Source organism: Pseudogulbenkiania sp. NH8B (assembly GCF_000283535.1).
Lineage (GTDB): Bacteria > Pseudomonadota > Gammaproteobacteria > Burkholderiales > Chromobacteriaceae > Pseudogulbenkiania > Pseudogulbenkiania ferrooxidans.
In genome coordinates this window covers 363,242-384,011 of record NC_016002.1, presented here as the reverse complement: position 1 = coordinate 384,011, position 20,770 = coordinate 363,242, and the positions used below count along the sequence as shown (strand labels likewise).

The 20,770-nt window shown below is 61.5% G+C and carries 16 protein-coding genes and 5 tRNA genes; 3 read left to right on the top strand and 18 right to left on the bottom strand.

Translation table 11 applies throughout. The features are described 5' to 3' along the window. Positions 1–126: 126 nt before the first annotated feature. The 18 genes from rpoC to NH8B_RS01625 all read right to left on the bottom strand — a co-directional run bounded on the left by rpoC (position 127) and on the right by NH8B_RS01625 (position 17,713). Entirely contained in the window at positions 127–4,320 is a 4,194-nt protein-coding gene (rpoC, locus tag NH8B_RS01710; protein WP_014085758.1) for a DNA-directed RNA polymerase subunit beta', read from the bottom strand. Between the two features lie 60 nt (positions 4,321–4,380). After that, positions 4,381–8,556, bottom strand: coding sequence for a DNA-directed RNA polymerase subunit beta (gene rpoB / locus NH8B_RS01705; protein ID WP_014085757.1), 4,176 nt, complete (start codon positions 8,554–8,556; stop codon positions 4,381–4,383). 157 nt (positions 8,557–8,713) lie between these two features. After that, positions 8,714–9,085 carry a 50S ribosomal protein L7/L12 gene (rplL, locus tag NH8B_RS01700; RefSeq protein WP_008955885.1) on the bottom strand — a complete coding sequence of 124 codons (372 nt, stop codon included), beginning with the start codon at positions 9,083–9,085 and terminating at the stop codon, positions 8,714–8,716. Positions 9,086–9,121: 36 nt separating this feature from the next. Then, on the bottom strand, positions 9,122–9,619 hold the full coding sequence (rplJ, locus tag NH8B_RS01695) for a 50S ribosomal protein L10 (RefSeq protein WP_008955884.1): 498 nt from the start codon (positions 9,617–9,619) through the stop codon (positions 9,122–9,124). Between the two features lie 86 nt (positions 9,620–9,705). Beyond that, positions 9,706–9,780 (bottom strand) — tRNA-Thr (locus NH8B_RS01690). Between the two features lie 161 nt (positions 9,781–9,941). Continuing rightward, complete coding sequence (gene rplA, locus NH8B_RS01685; RefSeq protein ID WP_008955883.1) at positions 9,942–10,637, bottom strand: 50S ribosomal protein L1; 696 nt, start codon at positions 10,635–10,637, stop codon at positions 9,942–9,944. Then, positions 10,637–11,068 (bottom strand): 50S ribosomal protein L11, encoded by a 432-nt coding sequence (gene rplK / locus NH8B_RS01680; RefSeq protein ID WP_008955882.1) that lies wholly within the window; start codon positions 11,066–11,068, stop codon positions 10,637–10,639. Before rplK ends, rplA begins: the two co-directional genes overlap by 1 nt. 99 nt (positions 11,069–11,167) lie before the next feature. Continuing rightward, on the bottom strand, positions 11,168–11,701 hold the full coding sequence (nusG, locus tag NH8B_RS01675) for a transcription termination/antitermination protein NusG (protein WP_008955881.1): 534 nt from the start codon (positions 11,699–11,701) through the stop codon (positions 11,168–11,170). A gap of 2 nt (positions 11,702–11,703) precedes the next feature. Continuing rightward, positions 11,704–12,057, bottom strand: coding sequence for a preprotein translocase subunit SecE (gene secE, locus NH8B_RS01670; protein WP_008955880.1), 354 nt, complete (start codon positions 12,055–12,057; stop codon positions 11,704–11,706). A gap of 68 nt (positions 12,058–12,125) precedes the next feature. After that, positions 12,126–12,201 (bottom strand) — tRNA-Trp (locus NH8B_RS01665). Positions 12,202–12,215: 14 nt separating this feature from the next. Continuing rightward, positions 12,216–13,406 (bottom strand): elongation factor Tu, encoded by a 1,191-nt coding sequence (tuf, locus tag NH8B_RS01660; protein ID WP_008955879.1) that lies wholly within the window; start codon positions 13,404–13,406, stop codon positions 12,216–12,218. A gap of 36 nt (positions 13,407–13,442) precedes the next feature. After that, positions 13,443–13,517, bottom strand: a tRNA-Thr gene (locus NH8B_RS01655). 22 nt (positions 13,518–13,539) lie between these two features. Beyond that, positions 13,540–13,613 (bottom strand) — tRNA-Gly (locus NH8B_RS01650). 55 nt (positions 13,614–13,668) lie between these two features. Further along, positions 13,669–13,753 (bottom strand) — tRNA-Tyr (locus NH8B_RS01645). Between the two features lie 153 nt (positions 13,754–13,906). Beyond that, positions 13,907–14,158 (bottom strand): YfhL family 4Fe-4S dicluster ferredoxin, encoded by a 252-nt coding sequence (locus tag NH8B_RS01640; RefSeq protein ID WP_008955878.1) that lies wholly within the window; start codon positions 14,156–14,158, stop codon positions 13,907–13,909. 101 nt (positions 14,159–14,259) lie between these two features. Continuing rightward, the gene (gene rsmD, locus NH8B_RS01635; RefSeq protein WP_014085756.1) at positions 14,260–14,820 is read right to left on the bottom strand and encodes a 16S rRNA (guanine(966)-N(2))-methyltransferase RsmD; all 561 of its coding nucleotides are present in this window, start codon (positions 14,818–14,820) and stop codon (positions 14,260–14,262) included. Between the two features lie 213 nt (positions 14,821–15,033). Next, complete coding sequence (locus NH8B_RS01630) at positions 15,034–16,353, bottom strand: M16 family metallopeptidase (protein ID WP_014085755.1); 1,320 nt, start codon at positions 16,351–16,353, stop codon at positions 15,034–15,036. Next, a complete protein-coding gene (locus tag NH8B_RS01625; RefSeq protein ID WP_014085754.1) occupies positions 16,343–17,713 on the bottom strand; it encodes a M16 family metallopeptidase in 1,371 nt (456 codons plus the stop codon). Before NH8B_RS01625 ends, NH8B_RS01630 begins: the two co-directional genes overlap by 11 nt. A gap of 72 nt (positions 17,714–17,785) precedes the next feature. Here NH8B_RS01625 and ftsY point away from each other — a divergent pair, with 72 nt between their 5' ends. The 3 genes from ftsY to ftsX all read left to right on the top strand — a co-directional run bounded on the left by ftsY (position 17,786) and on the right by ftsX (position 20,658). Continuing rightward, positions 17,786–18,868, top strand: coding sequence for a signal recognition particle-docking protein FtsY (gene ftsY, locus NH8B_RS01620; RefSeq protein ID WP_014085753.1), 1,083 nt, complete (start codon positions 17,786–17,788; stop codon positions 18,866–18,868). 231 nt (positions 18,869–19,099) lie between these two features. Continuing rightward, positions 19,100–19,753 (top strand): cell division ATP-binding protein FtsE, encoded by a 654-nt coding sequence (gene ftsE, locus NH8B_RS01615; RefSeq protein ID WP_014085752.1) that lies wholly within the window; start codon positions 19,100–19,102, stop codon positions 19,751–19,753. After that, positions 19,750–20,658, top strand: a complete 909-nt coding sequence (gene ftsX, locus NH8B_RS01610; protein ID WP_014085751.1) for a permease-like cell division protein FtsX — start codon at positions 19,750–19,752, stop codon at positions 20,656–20,658. Before ftsE ends, ftsX begins: the two co-directional genes overlap by 4 nt. The last annotated feature ends 112 nt before the right edge of the window (positions 20,659–20,770 follow it).

The following is a 20,770-nucleotide window of genomic DNA, read 5'->3' as shown; positions in this document are numbered from 1 at the left end:
ATGCCGCCCAGAAGGACGGAGGATTATATTTTAAGCAGTCTTACAGCGTCAATGAAAAGACGCTGCCTTCCAACGTTAACCGTTGAAAGGACAGCGTTTTTTCAACACTTCAGCAACAGAAGACGATTACTCGTTGCCTTCGAACGTCTCCATTTGCGGTTCCAGCAGCTGCTGGTCGGCCCCGCCCTCGCCGCCAGGCGCATGACGGCGACGGTTGCGGTGGTAGGCCAGACCGGTACCGGCCGGAATCAGACGACCGACGATGACGTTTTCCTTCAGGCCACGCAGGTCGTCCTTCTTGCCCATGATCGCCGCTTCGGTCAGCACGCGCGTGGTTTCCTGGAACGACGCTGCCGAGATGAAGGAGTCGGTGGACAGCGAGGCCTTGGTGATACCCAACAGCACGTTGTCGTAATGCGCCGGTTCCTTGCCTTCGGCCAACATCTCGTCGTTCTTCGCCAGTACTTCAGCACGCTCGACCTGCTCGCCCTGGATGAAGTCGGTATCGCCCGAATCGGTGATGACCACACGACGCAGCATCTGGCGAATGATCACCTCGATGTGCTTGTCGTTAATCTTCACACCCTGCAGACGATACACTTCCTGCACTTCCTGGACGATGTAACGCGCCAGCGCCTCGATACCCTGCAGGCGCAGGATGTCGTGCGGATCGACGGCACCGTCGACGATCAGTTCGCCGCGGTTCACCACCTGACCATCGTGCACCAGGACGTGCTTGTCTTTCGGGATCAGGCTCTCGAAGCCGTTGCCGTCCAGGTCCGTAATGATCAGGCGCTGCTTGCCCTTGGTGTCCTTACCGAACGAAACGGTACCGGTCACTTCGGCCAGCATGCCGGCGTCCTTCGGCGAACGCGCTTCGAACAGCTCGGCCACTCGCGGCAGACCACCGGTAATGTCGCGGGTCTTGGTCGATTCCTGCGGGATACGCGCCAGTACTTCGCCCTTGCCCACTTCCTGACCGTCGCGCACGGTAATGATGGCGCCGACCTGGAAGGTGATCGAGACCGACGAATCGGAACCGGCGAGCTTCACTTCGTTGCCGAACTCGTCGAGCAGCTTCACCAGCGGACGCAGCATCTTGGACTGCGAACCGGCACGGCGCTTCGGATCGATCACCACCAACGTCGACAGGCCGGTTACTTCATCGGTCTGCTTGGCGACGGTGTTGCCTTCTTCCACGTTCTCGAACTTCACGCGACCGGCATACTCGGTGATGATCGGACGGGTGTGCGGGTCCCATGTGGCCAGTACGGCGCCGGCCTTGATCACCATGCCGTCGTTGACCAGCAGCGTGGCGCCGTACGGCACCTTGTGACGTTCGCGCTCGCGGCCGATGTCGTCGTGGATCACCACTTCGCCGGAGCGGGTGATGACGATCAGCTCGCCCTTATTGTTGGCCACGTAGCGCATCTGGCTGGAGAAGCGCACGGTACCATTGGACTTACCTTCAACCTGGCTGGCCGCGGCCGAACGGGACGCCGCACCACCGATGTGGAAGGTACGCATGGTCAGCTGGGTACCCGGTTCACCGATCGACTGGGCAGCGATCACACCGACTGCCTCGCCGGCGTTGACGCGCTTGCCGCGTGCCAGATCGCGACCGTAGCACTTGGCACACAGACCGTAGCGGGTATCGCAGGTGATCGCGGTGCGCACCTTGACTTCGTCGATGCCCAGGCTGTCGATCATTTCGACCAGATACTCGTCGAGCAGCGTGCCGGCTTCGATCACGGTCTCGCTGGTGGACGGATCGACTACGTCGCTGGCGGTAACGCGGCCGAGAATACGGTCGCGCAGCGCTTCGATCACGTCACCGCCCTGCAATACCGCCTTCATCACGAAGCCGTTGGTGGTGCCGCAATCGTCCTCGATCACCACCAGATCCTGCGTCACGTCGACCAGACGACGAGTCAGGTAACCGGAGTTGGCGGTCTTCAGCGCGGTATCCGCCAGACCCTTACGGGCACCGTGGGTCGAGATGAAGTACTGCAGCACCGTCAGACCTTCGCGGAAGTTGGCGGTAATCGGCGTTTCGATGATCGAACCATCCGGCTTCGCCATCAGACCCCGCATACCGGCCAGCTGCTTGATCTGAGCAGCGGACCCCCGGGCACCGGAGTCGGCCATCATGTAAATGGAGTTGAAGGACTCCTGGTCGACTTCCTTGCCGTCCTTGTCCAGCACTTTCTGGGTGGACAGGTCGTCCATCATCGCCTTGGCGATCTTGTCGCCGGTACGACCCCAGATGTCCACGACCTTGTTGTAGCGTTCGCCGTTGGTCACCAGACCTTGACGATACTGCTCTTCGATTTCTTTCACTTCCTTCTGGGCTTCGCCCAGCAGCTCGACCTTCTTGGCCGGGATCTGCATGTCGTCGACGCAGATCGAGATGCCGCCGCGGGTGGAGAAAGCGAAACCGGTGTACATCAGCTGGTCGGCGAAAATGACCGTGTCGCGGATGCCGCAACGACGGAACGAAGCGTTGATCAGCTTCGAGATTTCTTTCTTCTTCAGCGCCTTGTTGATGTGTTCGAACGGCAGGCCCTTCGGCAGGATGTCCGACAGCAGCGCGCGGCCAACGGTGGTGTCGTAGCGCTTGATCACCGGCTGAAACTCGCCCTGCTCGTCCTTTTCCCACTCGCGCAGACGCACGGTGATGCGGGTAGCCAGCTCAACCTGACGGGTTTCGTAGGCGCGGTGCACTTCCTTGGTGTCGGCAAACACCATGCCTTCGCCCTTGCCGTTCACCTTGTCGCGGGTCATGTAGTACAGACCCAGCACGATATCCTGCGACGGCACGATGATCGGCTCGCCGTTGGCCGGCGACAGCACGTTGTTGGTGGCCAGCATCAGGGTGCGGGCTTCCATCTGTGCTTCCAGCGACAGCGGCACGTGAACGGCCATCTGGTCACCGTCGAAGTCGGCGTTGAACGCCGCGCAGACCAGCGGGTGCAGCTGGATCGCCTTGCCTTCGATCAGCACCGGCTCGAACGCCTGGATACCCAGACGGTGCAGCGTCGGCGCACGGTTCAGCAATACCGGATGTTCGCGGATGACGTCTTCGAGGATGTCCCAGACTTCCGGCACTTCCTGTTCGACCAGTTTCTTGGCGGCCTTGATGGTGGAGGCCAGGCCCAGCACTTCCAGCTTGTGGAAGATGAACGGCTTGAACAGTTCCAGTGCCATCTTCTTCGGCAGGCCGCACTGGTGCAGACGCAGGGTCGGACCCACGGTAATCACGGAACGACCGGAATAGTCGACGCGCTTACCCAGCAGGTTCTGACGGAAGCGACCGCCCTTACCCTTGATCATGTCGGCCAGCGACTTCAGCGGACGCTTGTTGGCACCGGTCATGGCCTTGCCGCGACGACCGTTGTCGAGCAGCGAGTCAACCGATTCCTGCAGCATGCGCTTCTCGTTGCGCACGATGATGTCCGGTGCGCGCAGTTCCAGCAGACGCTTCAGACGGTTGTTACGGTTGATGACACGGCGATACAAATCGTTCAGGTCGGAAGTGGCGAAACGGCCACCGTCCAGCGGTACCAGCGGACGCAGTTCCGGCGGCAGCACCGGCAGCACTTCCAGAATCATCCATTCCGGCTTCATCCCGGAACGCAGGAAGGCCTCCAGCACTTTCAGGCGCTTGGCGATCTTCTTGATCTTGGTGTCGGAACTGGTCGCCTCGAGCTCGCGACGCAGGGTCTCGATCTCGTTGTTCAGATCCAGGCTGCGCAGCAGTTCGCGTACGGCCTCGGCGCCCATCATGGCCTTGAAGTCGTCGCCGTACTGGTCTTCCTTGTCGAGGAAGTCTTCCTCCGTCAGCAACTGGCCGCGCTGCATCGGGGTCATGCCCGGGTCGGTGACCACGAAGCCTTCGAAGTACAGAACGCGTTCGATGTCGCGCAGGGTCATGTCGAGCACCATGCCCAGGCGGGACGGCAGGCTCTTCAGGAACCAGATGTGTGCGGTCGGGCTGGCCAGTTCGATGTGGCCCATGCGCTCGCGGCGCACCTTGGACAGGGTGACTTCAACGCCACACTTCTCGCAGATCACGCCGCGATGCTTGAGACGCTTGTACTTGCCGCACAGGCATTCGTAGTCCTTCACCGGCCCGAAGATGCGGGCGCAGAACAGGCCGTCGCGTTCCGGCTTGAAGGTACGATAGTTGATGGTTTCAGGCTTCTTGACCTCACCGTAGGACCAGGAACGGATCTTGTCCGGTGAAGCGATGCCGATCTTAATCGCATCAAACTCTTCTTCTTGCGTAACTTGCTTAAAGAGGTCGAGCAGAGCTTTCATTGCGTCTCCAGTCAGGAGACCGCGCTTCGGCCAAGGTTGGCCGAAGCGCGGCAATCCTAATTAATAACGTTCCAGGTCGATGTCGAGGCCGAGGGAGCGGATTTCCTTCACCAGCACGTTGAAGGACTCCGGCATGCCGGCGTCGATCTTGTGCTCACCCTTGACGATGTTCTCGTACACCTTGGTACGACCGGTCACGTCGTCGGACTTCACGGTCAGCATTTCCTGCAGGGTGTAGGCGGCGCCGTAGGCTTCCAGCGCCCACACTTCCATCTCACCGAAGCGCTGGCCACCGAACTGCGCCTTACCACCCAGCGGCTGCTGGGTCACCAGCGAGTACGGACCGGTGGAACGGGCGTGCATCTTGTCGTCGACCAAGTGGTGCAGCTTCAGGTAGTGCATCACGCCGACGGTGACCTTGCGGTCGAAGGCTTCGCCGGAGCGGCCGTCGCACAGCGTCATCTGGGTCTTCGATTCGTTGAAGGCCAGCAGATCGGTGTGCGGATCTTCGTCCGGGTAGGCCAGGTCCAGCATCATCCGGATTTCGGACTCCTTGGCCCCGTCGAATACCGGCGTGGCGAACGGCATGCCCTTGGCCAGGTTCTCAGCCAGGTCGAGGATTTCCGTATCGCTCATCGCGGCGATCTCTTCCGGTTTGCCGGTCTGGTTGTAGACGCGCTCCAGGTAGTTGCGAATATCGGCCACGGCGCGCTGCGATTGCAGCATGCGGTTGACCTGCTCGCCGATACCCTTGCCGGCCCAGCCCAGGTGCACTTCCAGAATCTGGCCGATGTTCATACGCGACGGTACGCCCAGCGGGTTCAGCACGATGTCGACCGGGCGACCATCGCCCATGTACGGCATGTCTTCCACCGGCAGGATGCGCGATACCACACCCTTGTTACCGTGACGACCGGCCATCTTGTCACCGGCCTGCAGGCGACGCTTCACGGCCAGGTAAACCTTGACCATCTTCTGCACGCCCGGCGGCAGCTCGTCGCCCTGGGTCAGCTTGCGCTTCTTGTCTTCGAACTTGAGGTCGAATTCTTCACGCTTCTGCGCCAGGCTTTCCTTGATCAGCTCGAGCTGCTTGGCGATGTCTTCGTCGGCCATGCGGATATCGAACCAGTCGTGCTTGGACGGCAGGCCGTCCAGGTATTCACTGTCGATTGCGGTGCCCTTGGCCAGACGCTTCGGACCACCGTTGGCGACCTTGCCCATGATCAGGCGTTCGATACGGCTGAAGGCGTCGTTGTCGAAGATGCGCAGCTGGTCGTTCAGGTCGAGGCGGTAGCGCTTCAGTTCGGCGTCGATGATCGACTGGGCGCGCTTGTCGCGCTCGATGCCCTCACGGGTGAACACCTGCACGTCGATCACGGTACCGGTCATGCCGGTCGGCACGCGCAGCGAGGTATCCTTCACGTCGGACGCCTTCTCGCCGAAGATCGCGCGCAGCAGCTTCTCTTCCGGGGTCAGCTGGGTTTCGCCCTTCGGCGTTACCTTGCCCACCAGCACGTCGCCGGCTTCCACTTCGGCGCCGATGTAGACGATGCCGGAATCATCCAGACGGCCGGCCATGCGCTCGGACAGGTTCGGGATGTCGCGGGTGATTTCTTCCGGCCCCAGCTTGGTATCGCGGGCGACGACCGACAGCTCTTCGATGTGGATCGAGGTGTAACGGTCTTCGGCCACCACCTTCTCCGAGATCAGGATTGAATCCTCGAAGTTGTAGCCGTTCCACGGCATGAAGGCGATGGTCATGTTCTGACCCAGCGCCAGTTCGCCGAGGTCGGTCGAAGCACCATCGGCCACCACATCGCCGCGGGCGATCTTGTCGCCCATCTTCACCACCGGGCGCTGGTTGATGTTGGTGTTCTGGTTGGAGCGCGTGAACTTGGTGAGGTTGTAGATATCCACACCGACTTCACCGGCCAGGGCCTCTTCGTCGTTGACGCGGACCACGATACGGTTGGCATCGACGTAGTCGACCACGCCGCCACGGCGCGCCACCACGGTGGTACCCGAGTCGACCGCCACCGAGCGCTCGATGCCGGTCCCGACGAACGGCTTCTCCGGGCGCAGGCACGGCACGGCCTGACGCTGCATGTTGGCACCCATCAGGGCACGGTTGGCGTCATCGTGTTCGAGGAACGGAATCAGCGAGGCCGCGACCGACACCACCTGACCGGTGGCGACGTCCATGTACTGCACGCGGTCCGGCGTCGCCAGAATGGTTTCCCCCTTCTCGCGGCAAGTCACCAGTTCGTCGATCAGCGTACCGTCGCTGTCCAGCTCGGCGTTGGCCTGGGCGATGACGTAACGGCCTTCCTCGATCGCCGACAGGTAATCGATTTCCATCGTCACCTTGCCGTCGATCACCTTGCGGTACGGGGTTTCCAGGAAGCCGAACTCGTTGGTACGGGCATAGACCGACAGCGAGTTGATCAGACCGATGTTCGGACCTTCCGGCGTTTCGATCGGGCACACACGGCCGTAGTGGGTCGGGTGTACGTCGCGCACTTCGAAGCCGGCACGTTCGCGGGTCAGACCGCCCGGGCCCAGGGCCGAAACGCGGCGCTTGTGGGTAATTTCCGACAGCGGGTTAGTCTGGTCCATGAACTGCGACAGCTGCGACGAGCCGAAGAACTCCTTGATCGCGGCCGATACCGGCTTGGCGTTGATCAGGTCGTGCGGCATCAGGTTGTCGGATTCGGCCTGGTTCAGGCGTTCCTTCACCGCACGCTCGACACGGACCAGACCGGCGCGGAACTGGTTTTCGGCCAGTTCGCCCACCGAACGCACACGGCGGTTACCCAGGTGATCGATATCGTCCACCTCGCCACGGCCGTTCTTCAGTTCGCACAGGATGGCGATCACCGACACGATGTCTTCGGTGGTCAGCGTGGCGTCGGCCACGTCGCGGCGCTCGGCGAATTTCTCGCCGATCAGCGTCTTGAACCACTCCGGGGTCTTGTCGTCGAACTTGTACTGATAAGTGCGGGTGTTGAACTTCATCCGGCCCACGCGCGACAGATCGTAGGTGTCCGGGCTGAAGAACAGGCGCTGGAACAACTGCTCGACGGCATCTTCGGTTGGCGGTTCGCCCGGGCGCATCATGCGGTAGATCGCTACGCGCGCCTGCAGCCGATCCTGGATGTCGTCCACGCGCAACGTCTGCGCGATGTAGGAGCCCTGGTCCAGGTCGTTGGTGAACAGAACGTCAACCTGCGGAATCTCGGCGAGTGCCAGCTTGGCCAGTATCTCTTCGCTGATTTCCTCGTTGGCACGGGCAATCACTTCGCCGCTGTCGGTATTCACCACGGCGCGTGCCAGCATCTTGCCCAACAGCGCATCGGACGGTACTTCGATACGGTCGAGGTTGGCCGCGACGATGTCGCGGATGTGCTTGGCGGTGATGCGCTTGTCCTTGGCGACGATCAGCTTGCCGTCCGGCGCCACGATATCGAATTTGGCTACTTCGCCCTTGAGGCGGTCGGCCACCACTTTCATGTGGACGCCGTCGTTGCCGAGATAGAAGGTATCGGTATTGTAGAACTCGGAGAGAATCTGCTCTTCGTTGTAGCCCAGCGCCTTCAGCAGGATGGTCACCGGCATCTTGCGGCGACGGTCGATACGGAAGTACAGGTGATCCTTCGGATCGAATTCGAAATCGAGCCAGGAGCCGCGGTAAGGAATCACGCGTGCCGAGAACAGCAGCTTACCCGAGGAATGCGTCTTGCCGCGGTCGTGCTCGAAGAACACGCCCGGGGAACGGTGCAGCTGGGAGACGATGACCCGCTCGGTGCCGTTGATGATGAAGGACCCGTTAGTGGTCATGAGCGGAATTTCGCCCATGTAAACTTCATTCTCGCGCACCTCCTTCACCACCGGTTTGGAGGACTCCTTGTCCAGGATAGTCAGGCGAATACGTGCGCGCAACGGCGACGCGTAGGTGATGCCGCGCAGCTGGCACTCCTGAACATCGAACGGGGGCTCACCAAGAATATAGTGTGCGAAATCCAGACGGGCATAGCCGTTGTGGCTCACGATCGGGAAAATCGAATTGAATGCCGCCTGCAGCCCAGCCTCCTTGCGCTGGTCGATAGGCACGCCCAGCTGGAGGAATTCGGTGTACGAATCGATCTGGGTCGCCAACAGGAATGGGACATCGAGAACACTGTCGCGTTTCGCAAAGCTCTTACGAATACGCTTCTTCTCAGTAAACGAATAACTCATAGAGTCTCCATCGAGATGGGGTGGCGCAAGAAATCAAAAGTCAGCAGCCACGCACGCATTGATTGCTGGCTTTTACTTTCTTCGTGTCGGCCAATCACAAGCGCAATAAGGCTGGCGGATTTCTCCGCCAGCCTCACTCATCTTCCGGTCAGGAAGATTACTTCACTTCAGCCTTAGCACCGGCTTCGGTCAGCTGCTTCAGCACTTCTTCGGCTTCAGCCTTGGATACGCCTTCCTTCACAGCCTTCGGAGCGCCGTCTACCAGATCCTTGGCTTCTTTCAGGCCCAGACCGGTGATAGCACGTACAACCTTGATCACGTTGACCTTGTTATCGCCAGCAGCGGACAGGATCACGTCGAATTCGGTCTTCTCTTCAGCAGCGGCAGCGCCACCAGCAGCCGGGCCGGCAACGGCAACGGCAGCAGCGGAAACGCCGAACTTCTCTTCGAACGCCTTAACCAGGTCGTTCAGTTCCATAACGGTCAGGGCGCCAACGGCCTCGAGGATGTCTTCTTTGGTAATTGCCATGTGAAATTCTCCTGAATTCGGAATAAGTCAGATTGATTAAGCCGCCTCGGCTTGCTTCTTCTCGGCAAGGGCTGCCAGGCCGCGGGCGAAGCCGGCCATCGGAGCTTGCAGAACGTAGAGAAGCTTGCTGAGCAGTTCTTCGCGGCTCGGGATCGAGGCCAGCTCAGCTACCTGAGCGGCGTCCAGCACCTTGCCATCGTAAGAACCTGCCTTGATGACGATTTTGTCATCTTGCTTGGCGAACTGTTGCAGCACCTTGGCAGCAGCAACCGGGTCAGCCGAAATACCGTACACGAGCGGACCGACCATCTGGTCAGCCAGGCCCGCGAAGGCGGTGTCGGCCACGGCGCGACGCACCAGCGTGTTCTTCAGAACGCGCAGATACACACCGTTCTCACGTGCTTTCGCACGGAGTTGGGTCATGCTACCAACCTCGATGCCACGATATTCGGCGATAACGAGGGTCTGGGCATCTACCAGTTGGGCAGATACTTCGGCCACTACCGCCTTTTTATCTTCAAGATTGAGACTCAAGGTCTAGCTCCTAGTCTGAAATGAAGCGGCGAACCGCTCCGCTTTGCAGCGGCGACCTGTTCAGGAGACACAGCAGAACTATCTGATGGTGCCCATGGGCGGAATTGAACCGCCGACCTCTCCCTTACCAAGGGAGTGCTCTACCCCTGAGCTACATGGGCCCGTAAGACGTTTTGACAGCCTTCTACTCGGGCACACCGTCTGCGCAGGATGTCTTGCGACGATTAAGCCTTGCGGCTCCTACGGTCTTTGACAATCCGGCGGGCGAAACGCCCGCCGGCCCAAAGTCATGGCAAACCCGGAGGTTTGCCGCACCATCGCATTAAGCGTTGACGGTGCTGGTATCTACGCGCACACCAACACCCATGGTGCTGGATACGGCGATTTTCCGCAGGTACAGGCCCTTGGAAGCAGCCGGCTTAGCTTTCACCAGGGCGTCGACCAGAGCGGACAGGTTTTCACGCAGGGCTTCGGCTTCGAAGGAAGCACGGCCGATGGTAGCGTGAATGATACCTGCCTTGTCGGTACGGTACTGAACCTGACCGGCCTTGGCGTTCTTCACGGCTTCGGCAACGTTCGGGGTCACGGTACCCACCTTCGGGTTCGGCATCAGGCCGCGCGGACCGAGGATTTGGCCCAGCTGACCGACCACGCGCATCGCATCCGGAGAAGCGATAACAACATCGAAGTCCAGCTGACCAGCCTTGATTTGCTCGGCCAGATCGTCGAAACCGACGATTTCAGCACCCGCAGCCTTGGCGGCTTCGGCGTTGGCGCCTTGCGCAAACACGGCAACACGCACCGACTTACCGGTACCGCGCGGCAGCACTACGGAGCCACGCACGACCTGGTCGGATTTACGCGGATCCACACCCAGGTTCACGGCGATGTCGATCGACTCGTCGAACTTGGCGGTAGCCGCTTCTTTTACCAGCGACAAAGCTTCGTCAACAGCGTACAGCTTGTTGGCGTCGATCTTGGCGTTCAGAGCCTTCAGGCGCTTGGAAACCTTAGCCATTACACACCCTCCACTTTCAGACCCATGGAACGAGCGGAACCGGCGATGGTGCGCACGGCAGCATCCAGATCGGCAGCGGTCAGGTCCGGGGACTTGGTCTTGGCGATCTCTTCCAGCTGGGCGCGAGTAACGGTACCCACCTTGTCGGTATGCGGCTTCGGGCTACCCTTCTGGATACCAGCGGCCTTCTTCAGCAGGATGGTTGCCGGCGGAGTCTTCATCACGAAGGTGAAGGACTTATCCGCGTAGGCGGTGATCACCACCGGAATCGGCAGACCCGGCTCGACGCCTTGAGTCTGGGCGTTGAACGCCTTGCAGAATTCCATGATGTTCAGACCACGCTGACCCAGCGCCGGACCGATCGGCGGCGACGGGTTGGCTTTACCAGCGGGCACTTGCAGCTTGATATAGCCGACAATCTTCTTTGCCACGATTTAGCTCCTAATACGGGTAGTAACGCAGGCGAGGCGCCCGCTTCCCAGACGAAAGGGCATGATTATACATGCCCTCCAACAAACTGCCAAGCAGAATTACAGCTTCTCTACCTGGTTGAAATCCAGCTCAACCGGCGTTTCACGTCCGAAGATCTGCACCGACACGCGAATCTTGTTGCGCTCGTAGTTCACCTCATCGACCGAACCATTGAAGTCGTTGAACGGCCCATCGATGACTCGCACCCTCTCGCCGACCTCGAACAACACCTTCGGCTTCGGCTTTTCCACGCCTTCCTGCATTTGCTGCATAATCGACTCGACTTCCTTCTTGGAAATCGGAGCCGGGCGGTTGGCGGTACCACCAACGAAGCCGGTGACTTTCGGCGTGCTCTTCACCAGATGCCAGGTTTCATCGGTCATTTCCATTTCGACCAGCACGTAGCCCGGGAAGAATTTGCGCTCCGAGATGGACTTGCGGCCATTCTTGACGTCAACCACTTCCTCTACCGGCACCAGCACCTGACCGAACAGGTCAGCCACCTCGGAGCGCTCGATACGCTCTCGCAGCGCCTTCTGCACGCTCTTTTCAAAACCCGAATAGGCATGCACCACATACCAACGCTTAGCCATTATTAACCTCGACCGAGAAGCACGTCATAGAACAGCCAGGACAACCCCGAGTCGACCAGCCACATGAATAACGCCAGGATCAATACGAACACGAACACCAGGCCCGTCATCTGCAGGGCCTCCTTGCGTGTCGGCCATACCACCTTGCGACCTTCCGCCACCGACTCCTGCGCGTAGCCGACGAAGGCCTTGCCGGTCGCCGAAGTCCACACCACGGCAGCCGCCGCCGCCAGACTGACCACGAAGGCCAGCACCCGCAGCACACCCTGGGTTTCCGGAATCATGTAAAAGCCAACAATACCGACAGCGACGATCAGCCCTGCCAGTGCCAGCTTGATTTTGTCTTGCATTTCCATGTGCGGGATTTTCTCTGCGTGAATGCGACAAAAGACCAACCGGCGCGCAAGCGCCGGCTGGTCTTAATTGGCAGGCCAGGAGGGTCTCGAACCCCCAACCCTCGGTTTTGGAGACCGATACTCTACCAATTGAGCTACTGGCCTAAAACCTTTTCAGATCAAGCAATGATCTTGGCAACAACGCCGGCGCCGACGGTACGGCCACCTTCGCGGATGGCGAAGCGCAGACCTTCTTCCATGGCGATCGGAGCGATCAGTTCCACGGTGATTTCCACGTTGTCACCCGGCATTACCATTTCCACGCCTTCGGCCAGGCTAACAGCGCCGGTCACGTCGGTGGTGCGGAAGTAGAACTGCGGACGGTAGTTGGCGAAGAACGGGGTGTGACGGCCACCTTCTTCTTTGCTCAGTACGTAGACCGAAGCAGAGAACTTGGTGTGCGGGGTGATCGAACCCGGCTTGGCCAGAACCTGGCCACGCTCGACGTCTTCACGCTTGGTACCGCGCAGCAGCACGCCAACGTTGTCACCAGCCTGACCTTGGTCCAGCAGCTTGCGGAACATTTCCACGCCGGTGCAGGTGGTCTTGGCGGTGGCCTTCAGGCCCACGATTTCCAGTTCTTCACCGACCTTGACGATGCCGCGCTCAACACGACCGGTCACCACGGTGCCACGGCCGGAGATCGAGAATACGTCTTCGATCGGCAGCAGGAACGGCTTGTCAACAGCACGTTCCGGGGTCGGGATGTAGCTGTCCAGCGCGTCGGCCAGACGGAAGATCGACGGTTCGCCGTATTCCGACTGGTCGCCTTCCAGCGCCAGACGAGCGGAGCCGATGATGATCGGGGTGTCGTCGCCCGGGAAGTCGTAGGACGACAGCAGGTCGCGCACTTCCATTTCCACCAGTTCCAGCAGCTCGGCGTCGTCCACCAGGTCAGCCTTGTTCAGGTAGACGATGATGTACGGTACACCTACCTGACGGGACAGCAGGATGTGTTCGCGGGTTTGCGGCATCGGACCGTCAGCGGCCGAGCACACCAGAATCGCGCCATCCATCTGGGCAGCACCGGTGATCATGTTCTTCACATAGTCGGCGTGGCCCGGGCAGTCTACGTGGGCGTAGTGGCGGTTTTCGGTTTCGTATTCTACGTGCGCGGTATTGATGGTAATACCACGAGCCTTTTCTTCCGGCGCGCTATCGATCTGGGAGTAGTCTTTGGCTTCGCCACCGAACTTCTTCGACAGAATGGTGGTGATAGCGGCGGTCAGCGTAGTTTTACCATGGTCAACGTGACCGATGGTGCCGACGTTTACGTGCGGTTTAGTCCGCGCAAACTTTTCCTTAGCCATGGCAAAATTTCCTGAATCCGAAACAAATTAAGCGAGTGGTGCCCATGGGCAGAATTGAACTGCCGACCTCTCCCTTACCAAGGGAGTGCTCTACCCCTGAGCTACATGGGCCCTAAAACTGACATATAACGTCTGGAGCGGGTGAAGGGAATCGAACCCTCGTCGTAAGCTTGGAAGGCTTCTGCTCTACCATTGAGCTACACCCGCCCATCACGATCACGGACGACTTTACTACACGCCGCCAAGACGTTTAAAAGTATTCTGGTGGAGGGAGAAGGATTCGAACCTTCGAAGGCAGAGCCGTCAGATTTACAGTCTGATCCCTTTGACCGCTCGGGAATCCCTCCTGAAAGAGACCCGAATATTATAGACAGCCCCAAACCCCGTCAACACCTTTTTTGAAAAAAACCGCATTTTCTTGCGAATAAAAAACCGAAGGGTCCGGCGGCATGATTTGCCAGCGGACCCTTCTCTTTTCGCATCAGGCACTTAGCGTCGCATCAGGCCTTGCCGCTGATGCGTAGATACTTCTGATACAGCTCGTCCTGCGTTTCCTGGCGGTTCGGATCCAGCGGAATGCAGTCGACCGGACAGACCTGCTGGCACTGCGGTTCGTCGTAATGGCCAACGCACTGGGTACACAGGTTGGGGTCGATCTCGTAGATTTCCTCGCCCTGCGAGATGGCGTTGTTCGGGCACTCCGGCTCACAGACGTCGCAGTTGATGCACTCGTCAGTAATCATCAAAGACATAGTATTTTCCTCAAGTATTTCATGTTTGAATTCTGTCACCCGGCTTGCCGGCCCGCAAGTCCTCACTGTTATATGGATATAGCGAGCTCCGGCGCGACGGGCTACAGGCTTGCTCCTGGCCGGTCCCGCCCGAGCAGCCCGTAATGGACCAGGCCGGCGCGGCCTTCTTTTATCCGTTGCCAGCCGTCGAGTCCGGGCCAACTGGCCGCCTCGACGTAGACTCGCGCATCGTCGGCGAGCACGGCCGGCAGCAGTGGCAGGATTTGTTCGAGCAGCTCGGAACGGTAGGGTGGATCGAGAAACACCAGGTCGAAGCGCTCGCGACAGCTTTTGAGGTAATGCAGCGCATCCATCACCACGACCTCGATCGACTGCGCCGTGAGCAGCTGGCGATTGGCCTTGAGGCTGTCGGCGACCTTGCGCGATTTTTCCACCATGACCACGCGCCGCGCCCGGCGCGAGGCGGCTTCGAAACCCAACGCGCCGCTGCCGGCGAACAGATCGAGGCAGTTGAGCCCGTCCAGCTCCTGTCCAAGCCAGTTGAACAGGGTTTCGCGCACGCGGTCGGGGGTTGGCCGAAGGCCTTCGGCGTCGGGGAACGGCAATTGCCGGCGACGGTAGTCGCCACCGATGATCCGAACTTGGTTTCTGGCTTGACTCATGGTGAAGCGGTAAAAAAATCAAGGCGCAGAGTTTACCGTGATCCGGTGCTCGGCGCCTTAATTTTAATCAGTTAACCGCTGCGTGGACGATCAAGGGACGACATCACCAACCTGCAAGGACTGGGTCCCGGTCTCGATCGACACAGCCAGCGGCGCCCACAGCGCCCCTGCCCCGGCCGTGCGCAGGCGGGAGCAGCCACGTTGGTGCAACGGTCAGGAATTCGGCCCGACGATGACCGTCGCCATTTGCTCGGGGTGGATGCGACGTCGCCAGGCATCGCGTACTTGTTCTGGCGTGACCGCCGCGACGTGCTTCACGTAATCGTCGAGGAAAGTCAGCGGCAACTGGTACAAACCGATCACGCCGAGATAGCCCAGCAGCTTGCCGTTGCTATCGAAGCGCAAAGGGAAGCCTCCGATGATGTTGGCCTTGGCCTGCTCCAGCTCGGCCGCGCTCGGTCCCTCCTCGATGAACTGTTGCAGCGTGTCACGCGTGACCTTGAGGGCAGTCGCGGCCTGGTCGTTGCGGGTGGAGAGCCCGATAGCGAATTCGCCAGCGCGCTGATACGGGCTGAAGTTGCTGCTGACGCCATAGGTGAGGCCGCGCTTGTCGCGCACTTCCTTCATCAGCCGGGCGTCGAAACCGCCGCCGCCCAGCACGTAATTGCCGACCAGCAGGGGGAAGTAATCCGGATCGTCACGGGTGATCACCGGCATGCCCAGCGCCATGTGGGTCTGCGTTCCGGGATGAGTCAGCTTGACCGTCTTGCCGGCGGGCGGTAATGCCACCTGCGGCATGGCGGGCAGGCTGCCCGGGCGGTTGGCGAGCCCGGCAAGCAGTTCTTCGGCCAACCTTTCCGCTTCCGTCCGGCTCAGGTCGCCGACGATCGACACCACGGCGTAGCGCGGCTGGTAGTGGCTGCGCCAGAACGCCATCAGGTCGGCGCGGGTGATCGATTTGAGCGATGCGGCGGACACCCGGGCGTTGATGCCGTAGGGATGCTGCGGGTACATCAGCCGGGTCAGCTCGCGCTGCGCCAGGAAACCGGCGTCGTTTTCTTCCTGGCGCAGGTTTTCGATGGTACGCGCCTTTTCCCGCTCGAGGATGGCCGCGGGGAAGGCGGGCCGGGCCAGCACGTCCGCCGCCAGCGCCACCGCTTGTTCGCGCACCGCCGGACGCGCCAGGGTGCGCAGCGTGATGCCGGCCCCCTCGAGTTCGGCGAACGCCGACAGCGACGAGGCGGTATCGGCCAGTGCTTCGCGCAACTGTTCTTCGCTGCGCTTGGCGGTGCCGGCGTCGAGCAGGCTGGCGGTCATGTCGCTGACGCCGGGCTTGGCCGGGTCTTCGCGCCGGTTGCCGGCGTCGAACTCGACGCGCAGGTCGACGATGGGGTTGGCATGGGCCTCGACGAAGTAGACGCGGGCACCCTGGGCGCTGTTCCAGTGCTGGATGGTCACGGCCTGCGCCATGCCACTAAGCAGCATGGAGGCAGCCAGCCAGCCGATCACGCTTTTGCGCAGTTTAACGGACATGAGTCTGATCCCCTTGTGGCATGGCCGGCGTACGCGGCGTCTCTCCCTGCTGCGGCAATAGCGTCACGACAGTCAGATGGTCGTCGACCAACATGCGGGCGGCCTCTTGCACCTGCCGCGCGCTGACCTTGGCGATATTGGCGTCGATGGTGGCGTCGTCGCGCCAGGAGAAGCCGATGCTTTCCAGGTTGCCGATCCGCATGGCCTGGGCAAACATCGAATCCTTTTCGTAGATGCGCCCGGCCTGCAGCTGCAGTCGCACGCGTTCCAGCTCGCGTTCGCTGACACCGTCGCGGGCGATGCGGGCGATTTCCTGGCGCAGGGCCTGTTCCAGTTGCGCCAGGGTCTTGCCCTGGGCCGGCACCCCGCTGAGCGTGAACAGGGCCCCGCCGCGGCCGAGCATGTCGTAGTCGGCCGACACCTCGGTGGCGACGCGCTGCTCGCGCACCAGGCGGCGCGGCAGGCGCGACGCGGCCTGGCCGTCCAGAATCGCCGACAACATATATAAGGCATACGGCCGCTGCGCATCGACCTTCTCCAGCCGCGGCACCTGCCACGCCAGCGTTAGGGAAGGCAGCGGCGACACCGCCTTGACGCTGACCCGGCGCCCGCCCTTCTGTTCCGGCTCGAGCTGCGGCCGGCGCTCGGGCAGCGCCACCGGCTTGAGCGCGCCGAACTGGCGGCGCGCCTCGGCGATCACGGCCTGCGGATCGACATCGCCCACCACCACCAGCGTGGCATTGTTCGGGCCGTACCAGTGGCGGTACCACTGGCGCAGGTCGTCCGGCTTCATGTGATCGAGGTCGTCCATCCAGCCGATCACCGGGTAGCGCACCGGGCTGGCGACGAAGGCGTTGGCGAACAGGGTTTCGGCCATGATGCCGGCCGGCTGGTCGTCGGTGCGCATACGCCGCTCTTCCTTGACCACCTGCAGTTCGCTGGTGAAATCGCTGTCCTTGAACGACAGGTTGTGCATGCGATCCGCCTCCAGCTTGAGCGCCAGCGGCAGCTTGTCCGCGGCCAGCTGCTGGAAGTAGACGGTGTAGTCGCGCGAGGTGAAGGCGTTGTCCTTGCCTCCGGCCTGGGCGATGAGGCGGCTGAACTCGCCGGCCGGCACCGTCGGCGTGCCCTTGAACATCATGTGTTCCAGCAGGTGCGACAGCCCGGTGCGGCCGTTGACCTCATCCACACTGCCGACGCGGTACCACAACTGCGATACCGCCACCGGCGCGCGCTCGTCGCGCTGCACCACGATTTTCATGCCGTTGTCGAGCACGGCCTCGACGGGTTCGGCCGAAACCACGCCGCACACCCCGAGAAACACCACGCCCGCAACAGTCGAGAGGGTTCTAGAAATCACGGAATCTGCCCTATGCCTGATTTGAGGATACAATTTGGTCCATCCGATGCCATAAGTTGATTACAGCCCAGCATGTTTAGTTTCTTCAAGAAGAAGTCTGCGCCGCCGGCCACCCCGGCCAGCAGTGAAACACCCGCCACCAACACCAACACCACCGCCATCGCCGAGCCCCACATCGCCGATGCCCCCTCTACCCCCGAAACCGCCGTCATCGCGCCAGTCGTGGCCGAGGTCGTTCCGCCGAAAAAACCGAGCTGGACCGAGCGGCTCAAGGCCGGCCTGTCGAAAACCCGCGACAAGCTCGGCAAGTCGCTGGCCGGCCTGTTCGGCGGCGGCAAGATCGACGAGGACCTGTACGACGAACTGGAGACGGTGCTGTTGACCGCCGACATGGGCGTCGACGCCACCCTGCACCTGCTCAAGGACGTGCGCGAGCGCGTCTCGCTCCGGGGCCTGAAGGATGCCGCCGAGCTGAAGGGGGCGCTGAAGGACTCGTTGAACGACTTGATCGGCCCGCTGGAGCAGCCGCTCGACATCGCCGGTCGCAAACCCTATGTCATCATGATGGCGGGCGTCAACGGCGCTGGCAAGACCACCAGCATCGGCAAGCTGGCCAAGTACTTCCAGTCGCAGGGCAAGTCGGTGCTGCTGGCCGCCGGCGACACCTTCCGCGCCGCCGCGCGCGAGCAGCTGATCGCCTGGGGCGAGCGCAACAACGTCACCGTGATCGCGCAGCAGAGCGGCGACTCGGCCGCGGTGTGCTTCGACGCCATCAAGGCGGCGCAGGCGCGCGGCATCGACATTGTGCTGGCCGACACCGCCGGGCGCCTGCCGACGCAGCTGCACCTGATGGAAGAGATCAAGAAGGTGAAGCGGGTGATCCAGAAGGCCCTGCCGGAAGCGCCACATGAGGTGATGCTGGTGCTGGACGCCAACATCGGCCAGAACGCCATCAACCAAGTGAAGGTGTTCGACGAGGCGCTCGGCCTGACCGGGCTGATCCTGACCAAGCTCGACGGCACCGCCAAGGGCGGGGTGATCGCCGCCATCGCCAAGCAGAACCCGGTGCCGCTGCGCTTCGTCGGCGTCGGCGAAAGCATCGACGACCTGCGTCCGTTCAATGCCAAGGACTACGTTGACGCGCTGTTCGACTGAGAGCCGCTTCATCGGCCGGCTCCGCCCTGGCATCGTGAGTGCCGGCGGACCGCGTGCGCCTCATCCGATGCGCGCGGCGAGACGGAATCCTGACGTATCCCGTGGCCATTCCGCTTCCCGCACACCAGCAACACTTGCCCCGCCCGGGCTCGCTTGCCTTCGGCAATGGCGCTATTTGCCGCGTGGCCCTGGCTTCGGCCAATTAATCTATCCGCAAGGGGACTCTTCCGCATGATCCAGTTCGACCAGGTGACCAAGCGCTACCCCGGGGGTAACGAGGCCCTGAAGAATCTCTCGTTTGCCATCGACAGCGGCGAAATGGTGTTCCTGGCCGGTCACTCCGGTGCCGGCAAATCCACCCTGCTGAAGCTGATCGCCGGCATCGAACGCGCCACCAGCGGCGGCGTGCTGGTCAACGGCCAGAACCTCAGCAAGCTGCGTCCGAGCCAGTTGCCTTACGTGCGCCAGCACATCGGCCTGGTGTTCCAGGATCACAAGATCCTGTTCGACCGCCCGGTGTTCGACAACGTCATGCTGCCGCTCAACATCATCGGTTTCGACCGCCGCGATGCCGCCAAGCGCGTGCGCGCGGCACTCGACAAGGTCGGCCTGCTGGGCAAGGAGAAGGCGATGCCGATCCACCTCTCCGGCGGCGAACAGCAACGGCTGTGCATCGCCCGCGCCGTGGTGCATCGGCCGTCCATCCTGCTCGCCGACGAGCCTTCGGCCAACCTCGACCGCGCCTACGCGCTCGACATCATGGAATTGTTCAAGTCGTTCCACCAGGTCGGCGTCACCGTGGTGATCTCGGCCCACGACGAGACGCTGATGGAAGACTACGGACGCCGCATCATCCGTCTGAGAGAAGGACAGTTCGCCGCATGAAGCACTTTCTCTACCTGCACCTCTTGAGCGCCCGCCAGGCGCTGGTCAAGATCCTGCGCCAGCCGTTCGGCAGCCTGCTCAGCCTGCTGATGCTGTCGGTGGCGCTGGCGCTGCCGCTGGCACTGTACCTCGGCATCGAGAGCACCCAGACCTGGATCGGCAAGCTCACCGCCACACCGCAAATTTCGCTGTTCATGGAGCTGTCGGCCGAAGATGCCGACCTCGCCGCGGTAAAAAGCTCGCTCGCCGGCAACCCCAAGGTGAAATCGGTCAGTTTTGTCAGCAAGGCCGAGGCGCTGGCCGGGCTGGAAAAGCGCAACGGTCTCGACGGCCTGGCGGCCGACCTGGACAGCAACCCGCTGCCGGACGCCTTCGTGGTCACCCCAGTGACGCTCGAGCCCGGCGAGCTGGACATGCTGCAGAAGGAGCTGTCGGGCCTGCCGATGGTCGAGTCAGCCCAGTTCGACGCCAGCTGGGCCAAGCGCCTCTACGGCATGGTCGAACTGGTGCGCCACCTGACCTTGTTTCTCGGCGCCGCGCTCGGCCTCGCCCTGGTGCTGGTGACGCACAACACCATCCGCATGCAGATTCTGGCGCACCGCGACGAGATCGAAGTATCGAAGCTGATCGGCGCCAGCGACAACTTCATCCGCCGCCCCTTCCTCTACCACGCCTTGTGGCAGGGCATCCTGGCCGGGCTGATCGCCTGGGGGCTGACCAGCTGGCTGGTGGCCACGGCCAACCCGGCAGTACGCGAATTCGCCCAGCTCTACAACGAACGGCTGGAACTGCGCACGATGACACCGTTCGAACTGCTGGCCATGCTCGCCGCCACCGGCATACTGGCGATGCTCGGCGCACGGCTGGCGGCCAATCATCACCTACGCCAGATCGAGCCGCACTAGGCGTCCCTCACGGCGAAAGCGACCGGCTATCGGGCCGATTGAAAAATACATCGCCACTGGAACTTTTTGCTGCTGGCACTCGACCAATGCGAGTGCTAGCATTGCACTACCC